The 23,589-nt window shown below is 59.8% G+C and carries 19 protein-coding genes; 16 read left to right on the top strand and 3 right to left on the bottom strand.

Annotation, left to right across the window (positions count from 1 at the left end):
* Positions 1-146 precede the first annotated feature (146 nt).
* The gene (locus tag R3C19_15790; GenBank protein ID MEZ6061808.1) at positions 147-332 is read left to right on the top strand and encodes a GxxExxY protein; all 186 of its coding nucleotides are present in this window, start codon (positions 147-149) and stop codon (positions 330-332) included.
* Between the two features lie 349 nt (positions 333-681).
* Positions 682-2,136: a serine/threonine-protein kinase gene (locus R3C19_15785; protein ID MEZ6061807.1), complete on the top strand. Its 1,455-nt coding sequence runs from the start codon at positions 682-684 to the stop codon at positions 2,134-2,136.
* A 58-nt stretch (positions 2,137-2,194) separates the two neighbouring features.
* Here R3C19_15785 and R3C19_15780 read toward each other — a convergent pair whose 3' ends face one another.
* Positions 2,195-3,538 carry a hypothetical protein gene (locus tag R3C19_15780; protein ID MEZ6061806.1) on the bottom strand — a complete coding sequence of 448 codons (1,344 nt, stop codon included), beginning with the start codon at positions 3,536-3,538 and terminating at the stop codon, positions 2,195-2,197.
* Between the two features lie 741 nt (positions 3,539-4,279).
* Here R3C19_15780 and R3C19_15775 point away from each other — a divergent pair.
* The 10 genes from R3C19_15775 (at position 4,280) to R3C19_15730 (ending at position 15,243) form a co-directional block, all read left to right on the top strand.
* Positions 4,280-5,263, top strand: a complete 984-nt coding sequence (locus tag R3C19_15775; GenBank protein MEZ6061805.1) for a formylglycine-generating enzyme family protein — start codon at positions 4,280-4,282, stop codon at positions 5,261-5,263.
* A gap of 132 nt (positions 5,264-5,395) precedes the next feature.
* Positions 5,396-5,977, top strand: a complete 582-nt coding sequence (locus R3C19_15770) for a redoxin domain-containing protein (GenBank protein MEZ6061804.1) — start codon at positions 5,396-5,398, stop codon at positions 5,975-5,977.
* Positions 5,978-6,136: 159 nt separating this feature from the next.
* Positions 6,137-7,342: an alanine--glyoxylate aminotransferase family protein gene (locus R3C19_15765; protein ID MEZ6061803.1), complete on the top strand. Its 1,206-nt coding sequence runs from the start codon at positions 6,137-6,139 to the stop codon at positions 7,340-7,342.
* Positions 7,343-7,573: 231 nt separating this feature from the next.
* On the top strand, positions 7,574-8,323 hold the full coding sequence (locus R3C19_15760) for a hypothetical protein (GenBank protein ID MEZ6061802.1): 750 nt from the start codon (positions 7,574-7,576) through the stop codon (positions 8,321-8,323).
* Positions 8,227-8,694, top strand: coding sequence for a hypothetical protein (locus R3C19_15755; GenBank protein ID MEZ6061801.1), 468 nt, complete (start codon positions 8,227-8,229; stop codon positions 8,692-8,694). The genes R3C19_15760 and R3C19_15755 overlap by 97 nt, the downstream gene beginning before the upstream one ends.
* A 128-nt stretch (positions 8,695-8,822) precedes the next feature.
* Entirely contained in the window at positions 8,823-9,419 is a 597-nt protein-coding gene (locus R3C19_15750; GenBank protein ID MEZ6061800.1) for a hypothetical protein, read from the top strand.
* A gap of 425 nt (positions 9,420-9,844) precedes the next feature.
* Complete coding sequence (locus R3C19_15745; GenBank protein ID MEZ6061799.1) at positions 9,845-11,500, top strand: HEAT repeat domain-containing protein; 1,656 nt, start codon at positions 9,845-9,847, stop codon at positions 11,498-11,500.
* Between the two features lie 372 nt (positions 11,501-11,872).
* Positions 11,873-12,883: a glutamine synthetase beta-grasp domain-containing protein gene (locus R3C19_15740; protein ID MEZ6061798.1), complete on the top strand. Its 1,011-nt coding sequence runs from the start codon at positions 11,873-11,875 to the stop codon at positions 12,881-12,883.
* A gap of 876 nt (positions 12,884-13,759) precedes the next feature.
* Positions 13,760-14,632 (top strand): glutaminyl-peptide cyclotransferase, encoded by an 873-nt coding sequence (locus tag R3C19_15735; GenBank protein MEZ6061797.1) that lies wholly within the window; start codon positions 13,760-13,762, stop codon positions 14,630-14,632.
* A gap of 296 nt (positions 14,633-14,928) precedes the next feature.
* Complete coding sequence (locus R3C19_15730) at positions 14,929-15,243, top strand: hypothetical protein (GenBank protein MEZ6061796.1); 315 nt, start codon at positions 14,929-14,931, stop codon at positions 15,241-15,243.
* Between the two features lie 304 nt (positions 15,244-15,547).
* Here the strand turns inward: R3C19_15730 and R3C19_15725 are convergent, their stop codons facing one another.
* Positions 15,548-16,759, bottom strand: a complete 1,212-nt coding sequence (locus tag R3C19_15725; GenBank protein MEZ6061795.1) for a hypothetical protein — start codon at positions 16,757-16,759, stop codon at positions 15,548-15,550.
* Positions 16,760-17,285: 526 nt separating this feature from the next.
* On the opposite strand from R3C19_15725, the gene R3C19_15720 reads away from it, so the two are divergent.
* Both R3C19_15720 and R3C19_15715 read left to right on the top strand, forming a co-directional pair.
* Complete coding sequence (locus R3C19_15720; GenBank protein ID MEZ6061794.1) at positions 17,286-18,803, top strand: porin; 1,518 nt, start codon at positions 17,286-17,288, stop codon at positions 18,801-18,803.
* 103 nt (positions 18,804-18,906) lie between these two features.
* Positions 18,907-19,491: a hypothetical protein gene (locus R3C19_15715; GenBank protein MEZ6061793.1), complete on the top strand. Its 585-nt coding sequence runs from the start codon at positions 18,907-18,909 to the stop codon at positions 19,489-19,491.
* A gap of 118 nt (positions 19,492-19,609) precedes the next feature.
* Here R3C19_15715 and R3C19_15710 read toward each other — a convergent pair whose 3' ends face one another.
* On the bottom strand, positions 19,610-20,461 hold the full coding sequence (locus R3C19_15710; GenBank protein MEZ6061792.1) for a DNA-formamidopyrimidine glycosylase family protein: 852 nt from the start codon (positions 20,459-20,461) through the stop codon (positions 19,610-19,612).
* Between the two features lie 288 nt (positions 20,462-20,749).
* Between R3C19_15710 and R3C19_15705 the strand changes: the two genes are divergently transcribed.
* Both R3C19_15705 and R3C19_15700 read left to right on the top strand, forming a co-directional pair.
* Complete coding sequence (locus R3C19_15705) at positions 20,750-22,468, top strand: DUF1598 domain-containing protein (GenBank protein ID MEZ6061791.1); 1,719 nt, start codon at positions 20,750-20,752, stop codon at positions 22,466-22,468.
* A 183-nt stretch (positions 22,469-22,651) separates the two neighbouring features.
* Positions 22,652-23,443, top strand: a complete 792-nt coding sequence (locus R3C19_15700; protein MEZ6061790.1) for a phosphoadenylyl-sulfate reductase — start codon at positions 22,652-22,654, stop codon at positions 23,441-23,443.
* Positions 23,444-23,589 lie beyond the last annotated feature (146 nt).

Genomic DNA, 23,589 nt, shown 5'->3' with positions numbered 1-23,589 from the left:
CTGGAGGTGCGGGCACTGGGAATTCCCGGCGTGGTTGAAAACGACAGAAACCTGAGTCAGCCAACGGAATTACATTGCCACTGCCGGTGGCACACAGATTGTCTGCAGCTGGCATGGTGATCTCACGGAGCCACTGAGGCACGGAGATGCATGAGAACGAGATTGGCGTCCTGATCGTCGACCTCAATTCTGTTGAGACCGTTCACGCGGCTCACAAGAAGCAGGTGCTGACGTATCTCCGTCTGACGGGCCTGAAGCCTGGGTATTTGCTGAACTTCGGCGAAGCTCTGATGAAAAGCGGCATCACGCGAATCGTCCACGGCGAACTATGAGTCTCTCCGTGACTCCGTGCCTCCGTGAGAACCAAACAGTCCGAACAACGACCGAGCCAGGTTTTCTGCGAACTCATCTCCCGCCGCGCGATCGCGTTCGCAGATGGTGATTGCGGACTGACGTCGCGCAGCTCGCCGGGCCGGGACGATGGCGGCCGGGACGACGGTGGCGGCGCGCCTCGGGATGGGGAACTTACCGGAGTGCAGTCGTTGTCCACGCGCGCCGGCAGGCACGGGCGGAACGGATCCCGGCCAGGAATTCGGTGTCGCGGGCGAATTGTTCGGCAGTAGGAGTTGTTCGTCGCATCGTTACAATGGTTGGCGCTGACCGTTCAGGACATCGTTGACCATGCCGGACACCATCGCCGCCTCCGCGAATCCCGAAGACACCTGCATCGTGCCAAAATACTATTGTTCGGGATGTAACGACTACTTCCCCGCCGCGAGCGGCATGTGTCCTCGGTGCGGGATGTCACCGGGGGATCGTCCGGACTGGACTCACGACACGCAGCTTGCGGCGGCGGGTTCATCGAGTAACGTCGAACCTGCGACCGATCTGATCGTGGCCACCGACGCGGACCTGCTGGACGGCCAGCTTCTGCACATCTATCGCTGCGAACGTCTGCTGGGGCGAGGTGGCATGGGCGTTGTCTATCTGGCTCGCAACGAATCCCTGCACCGTCATTGCGCGCTGAAGGTGTTATCGCCGAAGAAGGTGTCTCGCGATGTCGACTACGTGAGTCGGTTTCAGAATGAAGGGCGTGCGGTCGCGGCTCTGGTGCATCCCAACATCGTGACGGCTCACGCGACCGGGCAGGCCGGGGATCATCACTTTCTGGAGATGGAGTACGTCGCGGGACAGTCGCTGCAACGCGCCATTGAGGCTTCGAAGTCGCTGGGGCCGATTGGTTCGACGGCGATGGCAGTGGGCATTGCGGAAGGGCTGGCCGCCGCGCATCGGCTGGGCATCGTTCACCGCGATCTGAAGCCGGACAACGTGCTCATCACGCCGTCGGGGATTCCAAAGATCGCTGACTTCGGACTGGCCAAACGGATTGTGTCCAACGAACTGAAGGACACCAAACTGGCGGGAACACCGCTGTTTATGGCTCCGGAATTGTTTGAGGGTGCCGAAGCGACTCCGGCCAGCGACGTGTTCGCTCTGGGAGTCTGCTACTACCTGATGCTGACGGGGCACTATCCGTTTGCCGGTGACACGATGCAGTTGCTGATGAACGCAATCATTCAGGGAACGTTCCGGGGAGTTCGCCGGCACAATCCGGAGATTCCGCTGGACGTCGCGGAATGCGTCAGTCTGATGCTGTCGCGAAGTCCGCAGAATCGTCCGGCCGACGGAGCCGCCGCTTCGCAATTGCTGCAGGCCGTGCTGGGATCCGTTCGGGATCTGGACGCGCTGGTGCTGGAAGCCTTCGACGGCTTGCCCAATGTCAGTGTCCGAGTCCGAGGTAAGGCGTTTGAGGTTGTTGTCAAACTGTCGGGCGACCGCACTCAGACGGTGTTCGTCGAAAACAGCGGTCACAAAGCCAGTGAACGGCTGCTGCTGATTTACAGTGTCTGCTGCGACGCTCGCCCGGACTTTTACGAAGCAGCGCTGCGACTGAATTCCGAAGTTCTGCACGGAGCGTTATCCGTTCGAGACGTCGACGGAAAGCCGTCATTTGTCATGGTCGACACATTCCCGCGAGCCACCGTGACGTCGACGGCAATTCGATGCAGCGTGATCGAAGTGGCCTGCCGGTCCGACAACATCGAACGAATGCTGACCGGACGCGATGTCAACTGAGGCAGCGTCACCGGACTTGCCGCATCCTGACGAGCCCGTCGCGTCCTGGCGCAGACTCTTACTTTGAGTCCGAAGGTGTCAGCGGGCTCTGTTCGGTGCCGGCGAACTTCAGAGGATACAGCATGGACTCCGTCGCGATTTCGATCGGCACGACCCCGTCAACGGCGGCCGCGGACGGTGACGCTTCGTTCGGCACCAGCACAAACCAGTGCCGATCCTTCGACAGAATCTGTGACCGGAGAATCCGCGAGAACTCCGGCGTAATCCCTGTCTCCCGATTTCCAAAGATCATGTCGCCGATCTTCCGCACGGTCGGTTCCAGACGTGTGGACGCAAACTGCACAGCCGCGCGGGCTTCCTGGCTTCGCCAATAGTGTTCCAGCTCCGTCCGCAGAGTTTCATTTTCCAGCAGTGCCTGGCGAATGATGGACCAGATGATGGACTGCAGTTCCGGATCAGCGGCGACCTTGCGCAGGTTGTCGCTGATGACCTGCTTGACCTTCGGGTTCTTCATGCTGCGAGCGATGATGGTTTCGGTGACTTTGATGAATTCGTCGGAGCGTGAGCGGATCTCCGGCGACGCTTCTTCGTCCAGGAAGCGCTGGAACTCGGACTTGACGGCGTCCCGTTCCGGCAGAGGAGACTTGTCGTAAAGATAGCGCCAGGTGAACGACCACAGCGAGACGCGGCGCCACAGGCTTCGCGCCAGTTCGCTCACCAGCGGCTGTGCTTCCTCTTCAATAATCGGAAGGATTTCGTCACGAACCAGCGGCAGAATTTCCGCCCGGACGATTTCTTCCTTGTAGCGATCCGCCAGTTTCTGGAACTCGTCGCGATGGCGTTCCAGAATCTTCGGCAGCTCGGCTTCGACCGCCGCCACCGCGCGACGCAGGCTTTCCTGCATCACGGGCTTCAGTTCCGCCATGACTTCGCGCTGCTGAATCTGCCATTCCGCGGTCAGCAGATCGGCGATCTCCCGGCGCCGATCCGGCGGGATGATCATTTTCACGACCCAGTCCAGCGACATCGGCGTCGAATAGTATTTCAGTCGAAAACCGGCGGAAGCGTCCACCGCAGGACCGTCATACAGCAGCACGTTGGCATTTGTCGACCAGACCGGTGCGTTGCTGGACCAGCCGGGAATCTGTGTCACCAGGCCAGCCTGAACGTACTCACCGGGCGAAGATTCCAGAAACACGGCGTCGCCGACCGCGACGATGAACGGGTCCGAGCCGGACGCTTCGAATCGCCGTGTCCGTCCCGCAACCCAACGGCCGACGTCGGTCGTCAGTGCTGACAGGCTGCTGGACTGTGCGGTCATCTGGTTGTTGAGGAACGAGCCGCCGCCGACCAGAACGATCAGCCAGATCGCGGCTCCCGAAATTTGGTGTCGTCGCTTCATGTCTTGCGGTTCAGTCGGGGAAATGCGAGTGGATATTCGGATGCGATTCCGGGTCGGCCGACCGACGCGCACCAGTCGGCGGTGCGAGCCACCGTTTCCGCAGCGAAGCATTGTTCCGGAAAATACACAGCTCGTTTCGCGCGTGGCTGAAGGTAACGTTGTGCGCAACTGCAACTGCCTGACCTGCGGCAAGTTGCGCGAAGAATTCCAGGCTAACCGGAATGCCTGCCATCCCGTGATCCATCGAACGGAGAATTATTGCCGAGTCCTCGGCGCGTGTCATCCTGGCTTCGAAGGCCGCGAAAGATCCGCCGGCGCCGAATGATTCGCCGGCGCCGAATGATTCGCCCGGACGGTGGCAATCTTTACGAAATCTTCGGAGAGAACCCCGGTCGGGCAATCTGTTGCATCTTCGTCGCACGATCGAGGCTGGGAGTGTCAAGACAACTTCCTGCGGCTGCGACGCACAGCTTCGGCGAAGATGTCGTACCTGTTGCGACGGGCAGATCGCCGGCAACACCGGGATTCAATGCATCAGCGTCGCTTCCGCGCGTGTTCCGCGAACGGTGACGGCTGGTAATACTTGTCCGTTTGAAATTGCGGCGGTAGCCTGATGAGAATTCCGCGTGGAGAAAGCTCCGGGCAGGCTGCTCGACCACGAAGTCGGCAGCTATGATGGCGGGAGTGTCCTGCGATCAATCTCCGATGCGACTCCGGCATCAACAACAAGAGGCAATTCCTATGTATCGAATGCTGGTTTTGGTTCTGACTGCCGTCACAGCTTCCGGGCTTGCCGGCTGTCAGGAGAGTCCGGACGGAAGCACAACGGCTGGCGGCACGGCTGGTGCCGGAAGCGTCAGCGCGGCGGCAAACCCGGAGAATCTCGTTCCGGAACCGTTTGAATCCATCCCGCTGGCATCCGACACGTCGCATCCATCGGAAGCCATTCCACAGGGAACTCAGCCGGGAGAAATCCGCGAACTGACGCCTCTGGGCATCAAGTTCGTCTGGTGTCCGCCGGGGACCTTTGTGATGGGCAGCAAGGAAGATGCCTTCGGCCGCAAGATGAATGAACCCCAGGTCGAAGTCACTTTGACAAAGGGCTTCTGGATGCAGCAGACGGAGGTTACTCAGACGCAGTACAAGGCGCTGATGGGAATCAATCCGGCATTTCACAAGGGAGAGCAGCAACCGGTCGAATCCATCAGCTGGGACGATGCCAATGAGTTCTGCCGGCGCATGTCAGAACTGCCGTCGGAAAAATCGGCCGGAAATACCTACCGGCTGCCGACGGAAGCCGAATGGGAATACGCCTGCCGAGCCGGCACGACCACGGTCTTCAGTTTCGGCGATAACGATGAAGGCGCGGAGGACTATGGATGGTTCAACGTGAATTCCGAACGCACCACGCATCCCGTCGCCGGGAAGCTGCCGAATCCGTGGGGCCTGTACGACATGCACGGCAACGTGGCCGAATGGTGCAGCGACCTGTACGGTGAATATTCCAGCGCTCCCGTCACAGATCCCGCGGGCGGGGAATCCGGAGACAAGCGAGTCTTGCGCGGCGGCGGATGGTTCTATGTGGCCGAAAACGCCAGGTCGACGCATCGCGACGCGTACCCATCGTCGACAACCTATGTCGGACTCGGTTTTCGACTGCTGGCACTGCCGTCCGACGGTCAGCCGACGAACGACGCGAAAGACTCTGACACGGCGGAACAGTAGTCACGTGCCGCAGGATGCCATTGCGATCCGTCACGAACACGTTGACCGCGCGCAGGTTGAGTTGTCGCCGATTGCTGCAGTTACCGGGACACAACTTGAGCGCCCATCGTGCCGGCCGTTGAGGTGCCTGACATGAATCATCGACGCGGGATTCTGGTTCTTGCCGCCGCGGCGATAGTGATTTTCGGGTTGTCGGCCTGGCGAATCGCGAATCCGCGGCAGCGAGTCATCGTCGACCCGACCGGCATCGAAGATCGCCGGCCCGCGCCTTCGTTCAAACTCCACAACCAGGATTCAAAACTGGTTCCCCTGGACTTGTACCTGGATCGGCATCGCGTCGTGCTGGTGTTCTTCGACGGAACTGCCGGACCGGAAGCGAATGGCGTACTGACGGAGCTTCGGGATTTCCACGAAGCTCTGAAACGTGAAGGCGTGGTGGTGTTCGGTGTGTCGGCGGAGCTTCCTCAGAACATCCGCAGGTCGCTGACGCAGCCGATGCCGTTTGAGCTGTTGTCAGATGTGAAGGCCGCCGATCCCGATTCGGTCCATCGCCGCTGGGGATGTCTGCGGGAACCGTCCGACGGACAACCGGCCGGCACGATTCCGGCCGTGTTTCTGATCGATCGGTCCGGACTGGTGGCGTGGAAAGGTGACCGCCCGCTGCCGCTGGCCGATACCAGCAATCTTGTCACCGACCTGCTGTCGGGCCGTTGAGCACCCGGCACCGGCGAAGGGCTCCCGAAACTGCGAAATCAGCGTTCCCGCGCGGGGCGGTCAATTTCACTGGCGCCGGCAGATTGCTATCGTCCCTCGCTGAAACGCGGTGATTCCCGGGATCGCCGTTCGCCCGTTTTCGCGTCAGACCGTCACGCCATGACATCAACTGCGTATCCAGCCGTTCCCGACATCGTTGCACCGCCGCTGCGCATTCTGATGGGCCCCGGGCCCAGCGATATTCACCCCAGCGTTCTGGCCGCGATGGCGGCTCCGACAGTCGGCCACCTGGATCCGTACTTTCTGCGCGTGATGGACGAAGTGCAGTCCATGCTGCGGCATGTGTTCGGCACGGAAAACAAGATGACGATGGCGATCAGCGGCACAGGAAGCGCCGGTATGGAAACCTGCGTCGTCAACCTGATTGAACCCGGTGACCGCATGATCGTTTGCGTCAACGGCGTTTTCGGCGGGCGCATGGCGGACGTCGCGGGTCGCGCCGGAGCAGAAGTATTCAAGCTTGAACGTCCGTTCGGAGAAATCTTCACCACCGAAGAGATCGCCGATGCGGTCGCGAAGCACAAGCCAAAAGTCGTCGGCATTGTTCACGCGGAAACGTCCACCGGAGCACTCCAGCCGCTGGAAGAAATCGCGAAGGCCGTTCACGACGCCGGAGCACTGCTGCTGGTCGACTGTGTGACATCGCTGGGCGGACTTCCCGTCGATGTGGATCGCGTCGGAATCGACGCGGCGTACAGCGGAAGCCAGAAATGCCTGAGCTGCCCGCCCGGTCTGGCGCCGGTCACGTTCGGTCCCCGGGCACTGGAAGCGATGGACGCCCGCAAGTCAAAGGTCGCCAGTTGGTATCTGGACATCGACATGCTGCGGAATTACTGGGGAGCCGACCGGGCGTATCACCATACCGCACCGATCAATATGAACTTCGGCCTGCACCAGGCTCTGCGGCTGGTATTGAAGGAAGGTCTGCAGGCCAGGTACCAGCGTCATCTGCGCAATCACCGGGCGCTGGCGTCCGGGCTGGCGGCGATGGGCATCGATTATTCCGTTCGGGAAGGCCAGCGGCTTCCAATGCTGAACAGTGTTTTGATTCCCGACGGAATCGAAGACGGCAGGGTGAGGTCTCAGCTTCTGAACGAATTCGGAATCGAAATCGGCGGAGGTCTTGGCCCGATGAAAGGCAGGACCTGGCGCATCGGACTGATGGGCGAAGCGTCGACAATGTCCAACGTCATCCTGTTTCTGGGCGCGCTGGAACAGTGCCTGAATACTCACGGAATCAAACCGCCGGCCGGTGCGGGAGTCGCCGCGGCGAATGGCGTGTATCAGGCGAGCTGCGCGACGTAAGTCCGCAATCATTTTTCTCTGTATCCTGTTCCTCGGCTGAAGCCCCGGAACCAGAACTGAACACTGAAGACTCAATCCCATGAATATGCCCATCTCCGCCGTTCACGCACGCGAAATTCTCGACAGCCGCGGCAACCCGACCGTTGAAGTGGATATTGAACTCGAAGACGGCACGATCGGTCGTGCGGCCGTTCCCAGCGGCGCAGCACCGGAGCGCACGAAGCCTGCGAACTGCGCGATTCCGACGACAGGAAGCGGTTCCTTGGCAAGGGAGTTCGGCAGGCCGTTCAAAATGTCAACGAAGAAATCGCCGACGCGATCATTGACCTGGATGTCACTGACCAGATCGTGATCGACAACGTCATGATCGATCTGGACGGCACGGACAACAAGTCGCGTCTGGGAGCCAACGCGATTCTGGCATGTTCGCTGGCGGCAGCTCACGCGGCGGCTCGCAGCAGCTTTCTTCCGCTGTTTCGTTACCTGGGCGGCGTGGGAGCCAACTGCCTGCCGGCTCCGATGATGAACATCATCAACGGCGGAGAACACGCCAACAACGGGATCGACATTCAGGAGTTCATGGTTATGCCACTGGGCTTCGAATCGTTCAGCGAATCTCTGCGAGCCGGCACGGAAGTCTTTCATCATCTGAAGAAGGTTCTTGCCGGCAGAGGACTCAGCACAGCCGTCGGCGACGAAGGCGGTTTCGCTCCGGACCTGAAAACGAATCAGGAAGCCATTGAAGTCATCCTGACGGCTATCGAAAGCGCGGGCTACACTCCCGGCGATCAGATCAAAATTGCACTCGACTGCGCAGCCACGGAGTTCTATGACGAAAAATCGGCAAGTACACGCTGGAAGGCAAGTCCATCGATTCTGACGGTATGGTCGAACTGCTGGCCGGATGGGTCGACAGGTATCCAATCTGTTCGATCGAAGACGGTTGCAGCGAAGATGACTGGGACGGCTGGAAGAAACTGACCGATAGCATTGGCAGCCGCTGCCAGTTGGTCGGCGACGATCTGTTCGTGACCAATGTCAAACGCCTGAAGGAAGGAATCGACAAAGGGATCGCAAACAGCATTCTCGTCAAAGTGAACCAGATCGGCACGCTGTCGGAGACGATTCAGACCGTCCAACTGGCCTATCAAAATGGTTACACGGCGGTCATGAGTCACCGGTCCGGCGAAACGGAAGACACCACCATCGCCGACCTGGCTGTCGCATTGCGAACCGGTCAGATCAAAACGGGATCCGCCAGCCGAACGGACCGAATCTGCAAGTACAACCAACTGCTGCGGATCGAGGAAATTCTGGGAGAAACCGCCTGCTTCGGCGGAACGATTTCATAGCGGCAATCAGGCGAGGATGGCGTCCTGCCGGAACCCGAAACCGGGCGTGAATCATCCTGCTGGCGACGGCCGACCGATTCGTTTCCGCTGATCGTCAAAACGTGTCCGGATTCAGAATGCCGTTGCCGATGAGTCCATCCGAAACGCTTCAGAACGACCGGGAATCGGCTCACACGGCATCCGCCTGGGTGACGTCGCTTCTGTTCTGGTGCGCGCTGGTGGTGTCGGTATTGCTCTATGGCGGCGTCGCGCTGGCTCCGAAGCTGTCCGTCTGGATGCAGGTGCGGCACCAGTACCTGAGGAATGCTCAGCACCTGCTGGCTCTGGATTCGGAGGTTGACTATCTGGAACGCGTGCAGAACGCTCTGGAAACCGATCCGGATTTCCTTCGCCGCCTGGCTGTCGCGTCTGATCCGGACACAGCGGACTCATCCGAATGGATTCCGGTCAGCGATTCGCTGATATTCGGCCGCGGCGACGATTCGAAGATCCCGGACGTTGTTTCCGCGGAACAACCACCGTTCGCAGGGCCGGTTGCGATTCTTGCCAGCCGGCAATCGCTGCGAACGGGGCTGCTGGCCGCGTCGTGCATACTGGTGGTGTTTGCTTTCACGTTCCTGAACGATTCCGGGTACGGCCTGGTGCGGTCCGCGGGACGAATCGCCAGCGCTGCGGTGAAGCTGCCGGGACGCCGCTATCTTCGCCAGGACGATGCTGGCATTTGAGAATTGCCCAGGAGACTGACGGCAAGACTGCTGTCGCTCCACCGGCCCTGCACGCATGCACAACCTGCCGGTCCGCGACATGAACGCTTCGGGTTGTCGTGGGTTGTTCCGCGGTCCGGCAATCGATTTGTGAGAGGCTCACGGTGGTTGCCAAAGTGGGTTCCGGCGACCCGAAGAAACCCGACACCGCCTGCGCCGCGTGATCGCGGTTCTCTGTGCGAATCTTCGAAATCTGTGGGCGCGCCGCCCGTTGCGGAAGCGGCTCGGCAGCCGCCCTTCCGTTCGCAAGCCCTTCCTCCTTTTCCGTCGCCTTACGCAAACTTTGACTCGCAGCGTTCCGGGGGATACGATCTGAAATCCTGTCTGTGGTACGTGAAAAGCGTGCCCGGCGCGTCCATTCCGTTGCCTGTCCGCCGAGAACTCTGATGCGACAACTTCGAACACTCGTCTGCTGCCTGCTGGCACTTGTCGTGTGTGTTTTTGTTCCGACCGGCGTGAGAGCGGACAAGGGCGATTCCGGAGTTCCGCGGTTTGATCAGGCGGTTGACCGAGCCGTCGCGTTTCTGAAAAACCCCGATAACAGAATTGCCGAAACGCATCTTCCGCTGGTGGCCTACGCGCTGATGAAGGCCGGCGAACCAAAGGATTCACCGATCGTCGCTCGCGGGATTGCAATGTCGAAGGCGCGAGGCGAAGCGGCGGGGTACATCGGCTACGAACACGTGTATCAGGCCGGCGTGGACGCGATGTTGCTGGCTGATTCCGACCCGGATGCTCACTTTGCCGCACTACAGTCAATCGCCAGATACCTCCAGTCGGCGCAAAACACGGAAGGATTCTGGATGCAGCCGGAACGCACGGATACCGGCGACGTCAGCATGAGCCAGTATGGCGTACTGGGGTTGTGGGCGGCCGTTCGAGCCGGCTGTCAGGTCTCCGCACAGGCCCTGGATCGTGCGGCTTCATTCCACCTGAAAAACGGCAGCGGGGACGGCGGCTGGCCGTACCGACCGGGCACCACCGAAGGTCCGGGAAGCGGCATGTCGACGCACAACATGACTCTGGCCGGCTGCGGAAGTGTGTCCGTCGTGCGATTGCTGCTGCATGGGCCGAAGGCGCATTTGAAAAAGGAAGCTCCGGAAAAGAAGTTCGGAGTCCTGGAGAAGGTCACCACTGACCTGGACGTCGCTGAAGCATCGGGAAGCGCGTTTCCCGGTTACAAGGCCACCAACAACGCCGGTGCTCTGGACGACCGCGCCGAACGCGCAATCGAATGGAACACCCGGCGCGAAGATCCCATCAGCAAGGAAGCTCACCGCATCTATTTCTACTATGCCCTGGAGCGAGCAGCGTCGCTGAACAAGTTCCGCAGCGACTGGTTCACGTTTTACGGCGACGGATTGCTGACACTTCAGGCTGAAGACGGCAGCTTCGCCACACACTCCGGCCCCAACGTCGGCACGGCCTTCGCAATCCTGTACTTCACACGCTCGACACAGCAGGTACTTGGCGGGCTTGGCGTCGGTGAACAGACGGGGAATCGGGACCTGCTGAAGTTCATGAATCCCGACGGCAGGAAGAAGAAGGAGATCGGGCCGCTGGATGAATTGCTGGCTGCCATCGAAGGTCAGGACTTCGCCAGTCTGGACATCGACACGTCCGACATCGTGGAAAAAGTTCAGTTCGGGTCGCCGGAAGAACTGGTCGGGCAGGTGGAGAATCTGAAGAAGCTGTTGAAGAATCCGGATGCCGAAAAACGCCAGGTCGCCTACTGGGCTCTGGGACGCACCGGTGATTTTTCCATGGTCCCGCTGATGCTGGAGGGTCTGCGTGACCCCAGCGTCGATGTCAACGCCGACGCTCTGGAGGCGTTGAAGTTCATTGCCCGTAAACCACGCGGATTCGGGCTGCCGTCGAATCCGCTTGACGGTCTGGAAGAAGACGCCTCCGAGGAGCGACGTCTGGAAGTTGCCAACGCCTGGCGCACCAAAGCCTATAAGGTCTGGGGCAACTGGTACACGTCGGTGCGGCCGTACCAGGAACGCGACGGCCTCGACGAATTGCTTCGCGAATTGCCGTAGACGGGAATCCGGTCTGCGATCGCCCGTCAGCTCGATCCGCTCCCGCGTTCCTGCGTGACGCTTTCTTTGCCGTTGCCTGGTTCTGGCACGTCGTATGCGTTATACCGCCCGCAGCAGTTCTGACAGGCGTTTGAACTGCCAGCCTGTTCAGGGATTGGGCAGGAGTGCGTAATCTGCAGGCACCCGCTGGCAACGGGTGTATCGGGCGGAGAAATCTTCGAAGAATTGTTTTTGAGCGACGGTGTAGTTCGCCATTCGAAGAATTCCGCAGGGACGAAGCTTATGCCACCGTGAGCGACGCACAGCGCGAGGTTCTCGCGACGACGACTGTGGCAATGTCAGGTAACCAAGACGGGAGGAGTTTTCAGGAACATGGCGAAGACGAAACTGGAATACATCTGGCTCGACGGCACCAGGCCGACACAGGGCCTGCGCGGCAAGACAAAGATCGTGAAGGATTTCGGAGGAACGCTGGAAGACTGCCCGATGTGGTCTTTCGACGGCAGTTCAACCAACCAGGCGGAAGGCGGCGCATCGGACTGTCTGATGAAGCCCGTCGCAATCTTCCCGGATCCGGGTCGAGTCAACGCGTTTCTGGTGATGACGGAAGTTCTTAACGCGGACGGTTCCATTCACGAAACCAACGGCCGCGCCACGATCGACGACGATGACGACGATTTCTGGTTCGGGTTTGAGCAGGAGTACTTTCTGTGGGACCCGGAACACAACCTTCCGCTGGGATTCCCGCCCGGCGGCTATCCGGCTCCCCAGGGACCGTACTACTGTTCGGTCGGAGCAAAGAACTGTTTCGGCCGCCAGATTGTCGAAGAACACCTCGACATGTGCCTGGAAGCCGGGCTGAACATCGAAGGCATCAACGGTGAAGTTGCCGCAGGTCAGTGGGAATTTCAGACCTTCGCCAAAAGCGCCAAGCGAGCCGGTGATGAGACCTGGATTGCTCGCTATCTGGCCGAACGGTGTGCGGAAAAGTACGGTCTGGCCATCAACTGGCACCCGAAACCGCTGGGACCGACCGACTGGAACGGTTCCGGCATGCACGCCAACTTCTCCAATTCGACGCTGCGAAATGCCGGCGACAAAGCCGTCTATGACCGCATCTGTCAGGCATTCGCCCCGGCGATCAAGGATCACATCAGTGTCTACGGCCACGACAATGAAAAGCGTCTGACCGGCCTTCACGAAACTCAGTCCATCGACAAGTTCAGCTACGGCGTGTCCGATCGCGGCGCTTCAATCCGAATACCCATCGCCACGGTGGAATCCGGCTGGAAGGGCTGGCTGGAGGACCGTCGTCCGGCATCGAACGCCGACCCGTACAAGGTCGCCGCTCGAATTATTCGCACGGTGAAAAGCGTGGAGTGACCGGCCGGACAACCCGTCGGTCTGCAATCAGCCCGACCGTCTGACCGCGCGCCCGCAATCGTCGCGAAAAAACAACCGTTTTCCGCTGCGCTATCGGTGCGCGCCAGATGTCAGGCTGATTGAAAGCAACTTTCCTGTGTTGAAGGGCTTGTCGGGAGTCACTGCTGGCGACAAAGCTCGCTTCGTCGCCATCTCCTCCCAGGCCGTCCGACTTCGGTCGGACGGCCTCCCTTTTTTCCGGCGTTCCCTTCGAACCTTCCCAGCACCGCCAGCGACTTTCCGGCGGCCCGACGGAACCAGGCCTCCGCTGAAGTTTCGCACTCAGCACACTCCAACGCCGACCGACGCCCAGGAAGGAAAGGCTCGCGTCGAGCCGCGTGTGTCAGCCAGCGCGCGATGCGGCAACGGCTCCGCGGGAGCCCCGCCTTCTTATGACCCGCGCGCAAATAGGTTCCCGGCTTCGCGATTAGCCGCAGGTCGTTAGCCGCGGCTTTCAAAGAACCGGAGGCTCGCGCATTCCGGCTTATTCGGCAACCTGCTTGCGGACGACTCCTGCGCGGCAGCGTGCCCGACTGAAGCACACACGCGCAATGCGCGCGATGAAATCAGGAATTGGCGGATTCCGCGACACCACCTATACTGGGCCTCGCGCCGGCGGTACCGGAGATTCCGTGATTTTTGTTGCGATCGCATGATCGGGCGCGCCGCGGTCATCTCCGCGAAGACTCCGGCCGGTTCATCGCGCCACCGTTCGGTTTTTGGCGGCCTGCGGATATTCGGGCGAGGTCGCGATTGATGGAAACAGCGCCGGGGGCCGAATCGCTATTCGTCGGAGATCGGAAGACGACACTCGGCCGAACGCAACTGTTACGACTCATGACCAACACCGCCGTCAAACATGTCGCTTCGGTCAGTACGGTTCCCCGGCCGCGCCGGATGCGAATGCTGCCTCTGGTCATCCTTGCGGCAACGTCTCTCTGCGCGGGGATGGTGTTCTTCCTGCCGGCTCCCGGATCGAGTTTTGCGAACGCCGTTGAATCGACGGAAGCGAAACTGGTTAAGGCGTATCCTCACGATGCAACGGCATTTTGCCAGGGGCTGGTCGTGTATCGAGGACAGCTTCTGGAAGGAACCGGTCAGTACGGTCGGTCGCGGCTGAGGCTGGTGGAACTGGAATCGGGTGTTCCGGACGTCGATGTGCCGCTTGCCAACGACGTCTTTGGTGAGGGCGTCACGGTCTGGAAGGACCAGATCATCCAGCTCACATGGCAGAACGGCTATCTGATTGTCTACGACGCGGCAACGTTCAAGCGGACCGGAACTGTGGCGTATCGCGACATTGATGCTTCGCTGAAAGAAGGCTGGGGTCTGACGCACGACGGCACGCATCTGATTCTCAGCGACGGCACTTCGCTGCTGAGATTCATCGACCCGGAAACGTGGCGCGTGGTGAAGTCGATGCGGGTGAAGTCCGGGCTGCGATCGCTGTCCCGGTTGAATGAACTGGAGTACGTGAACGGCGAAATTTTCGCAAACGTCTGGTATCAGGACCGAATTGCACGCATTGATCCGGAATCCGGCCGCGTTACAGGCTGGCTGGATGTGTCGGCGCTGCGTCCCCGCGCCGTCCGCAGAAATCGGGAGGCTGTCCTGAACGGAATTGCCTGGGATGCCGAACAGCAGCGGCTGTTTGTGACAGGCAAGCACTGGCCGAACGTGTTTGAAATTCGCTACGACGGCGGACGATAGTCGCCTCTTCCGACGACGAAGTGTCGTTGACATTTCGTCAGCCGGGTGATCGCTGCGACTTGTGCGACGTTGCCGCAGAGCAACATCCGCCGTTTGCCGAATCCGCCTCCGCGCTGTGTCCAGGCAGAAATTGGCAGACGTTCATCGCGAATGTTGCCGTTTTGCAACGGCGCTGGTCCCGGAATTCGGCACGACGCGTGCCTTGCGTGATGTCACGAACGACGCACCCATTGACGAAACACCGCGGCGTTCACCGTAGAAGTTCTCACCAATCCATGTGACACGAAAGGGACAAAATGTTGAAGAGACTGTGGAATGACGAGTATGGCGTGATTCTGTCAGCCGAGCTCGTGCTGATCGCGACGATTCTGGTCATCGGAATGATTGTCGGTCTGGTTGAACTGCAGTGTGCAGTCGTCGCGGAACTCAGCGACCTTGGCGACTCGATCGGAAACCTGGACCAGGGTTATCGCACCAGCGGAATCTCGTCGTTCAAAACCTACGGCGGCGTCAAGGGTCAGACCAACGGTTCGTCGTACTTTGACGGGCCGGACGAATGTGACTGCAATGCGATCATCGTTTGCACTCCTTCTGCCGGAGAGAAATGGTAAGACTTGGTCACCGATCAGCCGGAATTCGATCGTTCGATCAGCCGCGCTGGCGGAAGATGACTCCACATGGTGTGGGACGGTGAGCGGGCCGAATCCTGAAGGTGATCGAACCCGGAATCCTCTTCCATTCGACGCCTTCAGGATTGGCCGACCTCGCCGAATCCTGCTCAGTGACAAATTGCGAAAACCTGCCGGCGACTCGATTCGCCTGCAGGTTTTTTTCGTTGAAGGCAGGGCTGCTGTGCGTACGAAGTGACGCGACGAGGCCTGACACTTCGATTCTCCAGGCCATCCTGCAGGACGATCACGCGTCGCGGCGACGATCAGCGCCGTCCTGTTCCAGCACTTCCAACAGCAGCGCCAGGTGCGTCGGCAGCCAGTCGAGCGTCGTCGCAACACCGTGGCCGAGCAGTGCCTGTTCGATCGGGTAGCCGGTCACTGACTTTCGACCGCATGGTTCGTAGCTCAGCAGCAGATTGCGGCCGTCGGCGTGACAGCGAGTCCCAGTCTTCCAGCGCGCACACGCGTCGCGGATTCTCTTCGGTGTCAGGAACCGCGTGTCGAGTTCATGAACGGGCTCCGCAAGTCCGGATTCCAGAATGGTCTGCAGCCGCTGATTGACGCCGATCGACACGGGAGTCGCGACGTCCGTTCCGGCGATCCCAAATGACTGCACCCAGTCACCGTAGCGAGCCGTCAGCGTGTCCGGCAGGCTGTGAGGCGGAAACAGCGGCTTTGAGATGAACGGATTGTTTTCGTCGAAGACTCGATGATGAAGAAAGTGGGTCAGGTGCCGAAAGCCCGTTGTATCCCAGCCATATCGAACGGGAGTTCCAAAAGCGGCGATAATGACGGAATTGGCCAGAGGATGCGGGCTGGGAGCCGCGGCCAGCTCCTGCTGAGCCACCTTCCAGGAATCCCCTGGCTGGTCTGAGACGGCCTCAAAAAACGCGGCGACGGATTCCCGATCGTTCGCCAGCAGATTGCTCAGAATGGCGAACGCGTTTCCGGCGTGAGAATGCCCCCACAGCAGAATTCGCTGATCGGGCGTCGGCGCGAGTTCCGTCAGGCGGCACAACAGCCTGACCGCCAGGTCCGCTCGGGCAAGATGGTGATTCTGTCCGGACCATGTCGGTTTCAGCAATTCGACAGCCGGGTCGCCACCGGTGATTTCGCGAAACTTGTCTGCGAACTGCTGCGTGTAGTTGCCGACGTCCCCTGCCACAGAGTCGGCCAGCGGCTTCATGCGAGCCTGAATGCCGGCCGCGACACCGTCCAGTGCCGCAGCAAAGGCCGGAGTGTTGCCTGCCAGCGTTCGGAGCATGTCAGCAACGCCAAACGGATCGTCCCCCATGAAGGTTCCATGGACAATCAGAACATCCCGCACGGCAAACTGCGTGTGCAACCGTTCGAAGCCGGCTCCTCGCGCCTGTTCCGCTGTGACGCTGCGGATGACAGGCTGCTGTATCGGTTGAGTCGGATAGGACTGATGCCGAAACTTGTTGCCGGCGGGCATGTTGACGTCTGGCCTTCTGAAGGAACGGTGCCAACCATTGCGAAAGACGATGTCTTCCGCACACTTCCCGACCTGGATATATCCCCGGTGATCACGGTGCGATGGCACCAGGATGACATCAGCGGGAAAGCCGACTTCCGTACCGTATCGGTCGTCAATGAAAGGTAACGATCGTAACGATTAAGTCATCTCTGATAAGTCATCCTGACGACGTCCTGGCGAGCCTGGTGACGTCTGAGTGCCGGAATATCCGTGACGGCGTGCTTATCCGGCGCAGTCGTTGCGAGTGCAAAATTCGGTACTTCCGCTCCAGGTCGATTTCGATTGTTAAGATCAGCGGCCGCGACCGACGAAGTCGCTAGCCGGTCACGACAAGATCCGAAAGTAGCAAAGGCATTAACAAAAGCGGCCATGGAGTTGGACCGCGCCGAGTTTGGACTACACAGCCAGGGAAGGTTGCACTGTGTTCCGGATGCGACTCGTATTGTCGGTATGCGTATTTGCCGCCGCTGCGACAGGCGGTTCCGTGAGTGTCCTCGCACAGGACGACTTCGACACTCTGCTGCGACGCCTTCAGGCCGCGGAGATGCGGATTCAGGAACTGGAAGCTCAGAACCTGGCACCCCCGCGCTTTGAAACCGCATCGTTTGCCGACGAAGTTAAAGACGACGACGAGTCCGCAGATGCGAAAAAAGACGCCGAAGAAGAAGCGGATAAGAAACCCGAAGACGAGTTCGAGGACCGCCTGAAGAAGCTGGAAGAGGGCTGGGAAAAACTCGACACGGCCTGGACGAAATTCGACGAAGCCGAAAAGAAGGCCAAAGCCGACGCCGCAAAAAAGCCAACGTTCAAGCTCAACGGCCGAATCCACGCGGACTTCTGGGATTTCCTGAACCAGGATCCCGCCATCGGTTTCTTCGAACATCCGGACCCCGCTCAGGCGAACTTCGGTACGGATCCGGAAGACCGCTTTGCGTTTCGACGTGTCCGTCTGGAAATGGGCGGCGATATTCTGGAAACGATGCTTTGGCGGACGCAGATCGACTTCAACAATCCGCAGACTCCGGAGTTCAAGGACGTTTACTTCGGCTTCAAAAACCTGCCGAACAACCAGGAACTGCTGATCGGCAACCAGAAACGGCCACTGGGACTCGATCATCTGAACAGCAGCAGAAACAACGTGTTTCTGGAACGGCCGTTTGTGGTGGAAGCATTCAACGAAGACGCTCGCCGTCCCGGGATCTGCATGTACGGCCACACCGACGATGAAAGCATCCACTGGCGATACGGTGCCTACTACCTGGAAAACATAACAACCGACGGCCGCGTGATCGGCGACTCACGTCAAATGAGTCTGAACGGACGACTGGCGACCAGTCCGTGGTATGACGAAGCGTCCGACGGGCGTGGCTACTTTCATCTGGCGATCTCCGGCATGGCTGCGAAGCCCGATGGCGATGTGACCGCGGCTATGTCGAATTCCAACGAATCCCGGTTTCGAACTCGGCCGGAAGCTCGCAGCGATTCGAGGTGGCTGGACACGGGACGCATCGCGGGAGCCCACTGGTACGAAGTTCTGGGACTGGAATCAATCTTCAACGTCGGTCCGCTGCAGGTTGTCGGCGAATACCAGCACAACTTTGTTCAAAGAGACGGCTTCTCGGACGTGCAGTTCCACGGCGGATACTTCTACGTTTCGTACTTTCTGACCGGCGAACACATCCCTTATGAACGCACATCGGGCACCATCGGCCGCGTCAAGCCGTTCGAAAACTTTTTCCTGGTCGACAAGTGCGATGGCTGCCGGGGCCACGGCTGGGGTGCCTGGAACATCGCGGCACGGTATTCGTACCTGGACGTGACCGATGCCGACATCCTCGGTGGCGTCGGAGAATCCGGCACACTGGCACTCAATTGGTTCTGGACTCCGTACTCCAAGGTGCAGTTCAACCTGATCTACGGGCAGATTGATAACCGCAACGTGGCGGGATTCACTGGCGGTGACTACCTGATCGCCGGTACCCGGTTCGCCGTTGAATTTTGAGAACGACCGGACACCTGTCCTCCCGGTGCGAGACACCGCACTGACACGTCGAGATGCACGCGTCTGCATTGTTCCTCTACCCAACACTCGGAGCCGACTTCCGATGAGAATCATACTTCCGCTGATCGCGATCACTGCGATTTCAACCGTGACTTCCCCCGCCGTCGTGGCGGGATTCGATTTTCTCGGCTGTCGTAAGCCCGATTGCTGCTCCCGCGGCTGTGGTGCGCCGGCCTGTATGCTGGTGTGCCGTCCCGAATGCAAGACGGTCAAGGAAAAGCACACGTGTTTCGATGTGGAATCGGAGTACGTCTGCATTCCTCCCGTGCAGCTTCCCAAATGCGGAAGCTGTCTTGGAAAACTTTGCGGCTTCGACGCCTGCGATTCCGACTGCCACACACCAGCCTGCGGCGGCTGTGGCTTGAGTGAATGCAGTGAGTGCGCGGGGATTCAATGCAACACGTGCCCGACCGCCAACTGCCAGCCGAACTGCGGCAACGGCTTCCTGAGTCGCATGAAAAACAAACTCTGCGGCTGCCGGGTTCGGCGCGTGAGCAAACTCAAGGCGGTCAGTTCGGAAAAGGAAAAGCAGGTCGTTGAATGGACGGTCGAAACCTGCCAACTGCCGACGTGCAAGTCGTGTGGCGGCACCGGTCCGTGCTTCGGCTGCGGACCGTGCGGTGAGTGAGAGCACCGAGCGAGAGCGGCGAAATCGTTCGCGCTGAAGTGCCCGAAATCGCTGTATCACCGTCGGCCGGATTCGCGATGAAGTCACTTGCCGGACTGGAGCAGGTCCCGGCACCGCGTCACGTCTTGCGGGGCGTACGCTGACAGATCGGGCAGTAGAACGTTGAACGCTGAGCCTGAACGGCGCGGCGAATGATTCCTCGTTCGCAGCACGAACAGACCTGGCCTTCCCTGTCGTAAACACGGTGGTAATTCTGATAGCCACCGTCCTTGTTCAGAGCGTTTCGGTAGGTGCCGTCACTGAGCGTCGAGCCTTCGTGCAGAATGGCATCTGACAACACAGCCTGCGTCGCGTCGGCCAGTCGACGCAGTGCGTTCGGTGGCAGCAGATTCGATCGTTTGAACGGCGAAATCCCGGCCATATGCAGGATTTCGCTGGCATAGAGATTGCCAATTCCCGCGACGAGCGATTGATCGAGCAGCGCGACCTTGATGTGCCGAGACGTTCCGGCGAGTTGTCGCTTCCAGTCAGCCGGTTCGATTTGCATGGCGTCCGGTCCCAGCCGACTTCGAAGGTGATCCATTTGTTGGGTGTCGAGCAAACGCACTGTTCCCAGACCCCGTCGATCCCAGAATTCGAACGAATTCCGCAGCCCGCTTTTCGGCCGCAAATGCCAGCAGACGCGCCGGTGCTGCGTTGTGGGCGGATCGGAAACCAGCAGCAGACCGGTCATCCGCGGCTCAATCACGATGCTGATGTCGGCGTCGAGTTCCAGCACAGCTCGTTTGGCCAGCCGGAAGACTCTTCGGATCGTCGCACCTCGGACTCTGGAACGAAACGCGGCTCGTCGGGGAATGATTTCAATGGGGCGGCGAGGGCAGCGGCAGAACTCCACGTCCAGGATCGTTCTGCCTTCGGCGTGTGGTCGAATTCCCCGGACCATCGTCTCGACCTCAGGAAGCTCCGGCATGACCGATTGGCTTTGCGAAAAACCGCGACAGGTTGCCTGACCAACACGCTCGGAACGGCACACGCCGTACAACCGTGGCAATCGACCTGAACGTTGAATCCGGGACGACTTGAGCGTTGGTGATTTGCTGGAATCTTCTTGACGTTGGGACGCGGCAGGACGATGCTAAGGCTTGGGTGAACATCCCCGAAAACGTTGCGCACGCGCACCCTGCTGAGTCGCGGCGCTTATTCGATCTTATGGCCTTGTTTCCCGTCAAGGCAACGTCCCCAGGCAAAGGCCCGTTCCATGCTGCGAGTAAGTTTGCCTTTCCGGCCGTGTGCGAGTTCGTCTCCCGTCACCGCCATTGTGGCCGCGATTCTGCTGGCTTGTACGGTTACCGGCTCAGTCCAGGCCGGTGACGTCACCACGGTCGACGCGAAATCCGCGAAAGAAGCCCAGAAGCTTCGTCAGGATGCTCGAACCGCGGCCGAAAAGGGCGACTTTGTCACTGCGGTCAAGAACATTCGGACCGCCGCCCGGCTCACTGGTGACCGAGTTACCGCGGAGAAGGCTCAGAAGCTGGCCGACTCAATGAATCCGGCGGCAGGTGGCAGCCCGTTCGCGATGCCGCAGCAGTTGATTCAGTTGATTCGGAGCCAGACCGGAAACGGCGACCCGCAGCAATGGGTCGACGAAAACGGAAACCAGCGAATCATGGCATTCACCGCCGGTCAGGGGGTCTTTGTCGGGGCACCCGCGATCCTGGCAGCACTTGCCGTCCGTGACGACAACTCACGCATGCTGACCGCTGTCGAACTTGCCCGCACGGCGAACCACAACGTTGACGTCCGATCGACTTCGGATCTGCGAATGGTTTCTCTGCCGCGGCTGGAACAGCAGGTTCGGGACCTGATCGCTCAGGGAACACCGATTCCCGAGGAAATTTCCAATCTTGCCGGCATTACTCGCGTTCAATACCTGTTTGTCTTTCCGGAAACCGGAGACGTCGTCATCGCCGGTCCGGCGGGAGACTGGGCCAATGATGCTCGCGGCCAGGCTGTCAACACCGTGACCGGCCGACCGACGCTGAAGCTCGACGACCTGGTCACGCTGACGCGGACATTCTCCGCCGCCGGCGAAGGATTCTTCATGTGTACCATTGACCCGAAGCAGGACCAGGTTCAGCAACTGCAGGAATTCGTCCGTCGCAATCGTCGCGACCTGACAGCAAATACCGCCGGACAGTGGGCACAGGAACTTGAACAGCGACTGGGACTGCAAAACGTCTTCGTTCAGGGTGTTCCCGCGGATTCGCGAGTTGCTTCCGTGATCGTCGAAGCAGACTACCGCATGAAGGAAATCGGAATCGGCCGTCGAGCTGGTGTCGCCGGAATGAAGAGCTACTTCGACCTGCTGACACGTTCCGAACGCCGCGGATCATCTCTGGACGCACTGCGATGGTGGATGACGGTCGGATACGAAGCAATCAACACGTCGCCCGACGGAAACGTGTTCGAACTGACCGGACGTTCAATCAAATGTCTGTCGGAAGATCAGTTCGTGAACGAAGACGGCAGCCGGAAAGCCACCGGCAAGGCTCGCCGTCCGAACGCGGAATTTGCACGGCTCTTCACCGAACACCTGCCGGCTCTGGCAAAGCAGGATCCGGTGTTTGCTGACCTTGAAAACGTGTTTGACATGGCACTTGTCACGTCGCTGCTGCATTCACATGGTCTGGCCCGCCAGGTCGGCTGGATGCCGGAGACATTCGGAACCGACGGCGAATTCACAACGGCATCCGTCGACGTTCCCACGGAACTGATGACTGCAGCAGCATCTCGAGTCTACGAAGATCGCAGCGTCGTCCTTCAGGTCGCCGGCGGTGTTCGAGCCGACGTGGGTGAGCTGACTTCTGATGAGGCTGCATTCCACAGAAGTGATGAGCTGACGAAGCGCGTTTCTGAAGCGACTCCCGTCGGACAGCAGGACAACCGCTGGTGGTGGGACGCGGCTGTTGACCGCTGATTGCGGTGTGCCCGCGTCACGCGGGCACTTCCGATCAACGCTGGCTGAAATAACACGACAACGGCGACTCTGCAACTGGCGGAGTCGCCGTTTTTCGTTGCGCGCGGTGACTGGAGGCATTCCGGCGAACGGCTATGATTCCACCGCATTTCGTGTCGTCACCGCCACAAGGAACGCTGGAACATGGCAAGGCTGTCGCAGGTCGATCTGATCGACCTGAATCGCAATTTCGAAGAACGGACGCCGCAGGAACTACTGGAATGGGCCAGGGAAATCTTCGGCTCGCGAGTGGCAGCATTGTCGTCAATGCAAAGGTCGGGAAACGTCATCTGCCACATGCTGTACTCGATTCCCGTGAAGATGCCGGTGCTGTTCGTCGACACCGGTGTGCTGTTCGCGGAAACGCTCGAAACTCGTGACCGGCTGATCGCCGAATACGCGACGGATTTGCGAACGCTGTCGCCGGAAAAATCGATGGAACAGCAAACACAAGAACATGGCGTGCTGTACCTCAGTCCTGAAGGACAAAAACAGTGTTGCGAATTACGGAAATCAGCTCCACTGGATAAAGTCGCCGGCGATTTCGACGCTCTGGTCGGAAGCCTGCGCCGTGCTGACGGCGGCCAGCGCGGAACGTGCCCGATACTGGCTGTTGACACGCGGCTCAATTGCCTGCGAATCAACCCTCTGGTGAATTTCACCGACGACCAGATGGACGCTTATGTCGCCGAACATCGTGTTATCGTAAACCCTTTGCACAAGCAGGGTTACTCGACGATTGGCTGCAATCGCTGCACCACTCCCGTGCTGCCCGGCGAACCGCGCCGGGCGGGCCGCTGGAGACATCTCGGCCCCTGGTCCGTGTACTGCGGAATCAACCCGACAGACCTGGACCCCGACCGGTCGCCCGCAGTGGATTTTCCGCAGGAACTCGTGGACCGAGTGCTTGGCCGCAGCACGGATTACATGATCTGATGCTTTGCGGTCGCCGCAATTTGTATCGGTGTGTGTCCTGAACCACGGTTGAGGCCCCCCGTCATCGGGAACCCTCGCGCCGCACGCACACGTAGGAACTCCTCGGCTTCAGGCTGCCGGCAGCGACCCCCGGATTCTGCGATCGC

It is taken from the genome of Planctomycetaceae bacterium (genome assembly GCA_041398785.1).
Classification (GTDB): Bacteria; Planctomycetota; Planctomycetia; order Planctomycetales; family Planctomycetaceae; genus JAWKUA01.
This window is presented reverse-complemented; position numbering and strand designations above follow the sequence as displayed.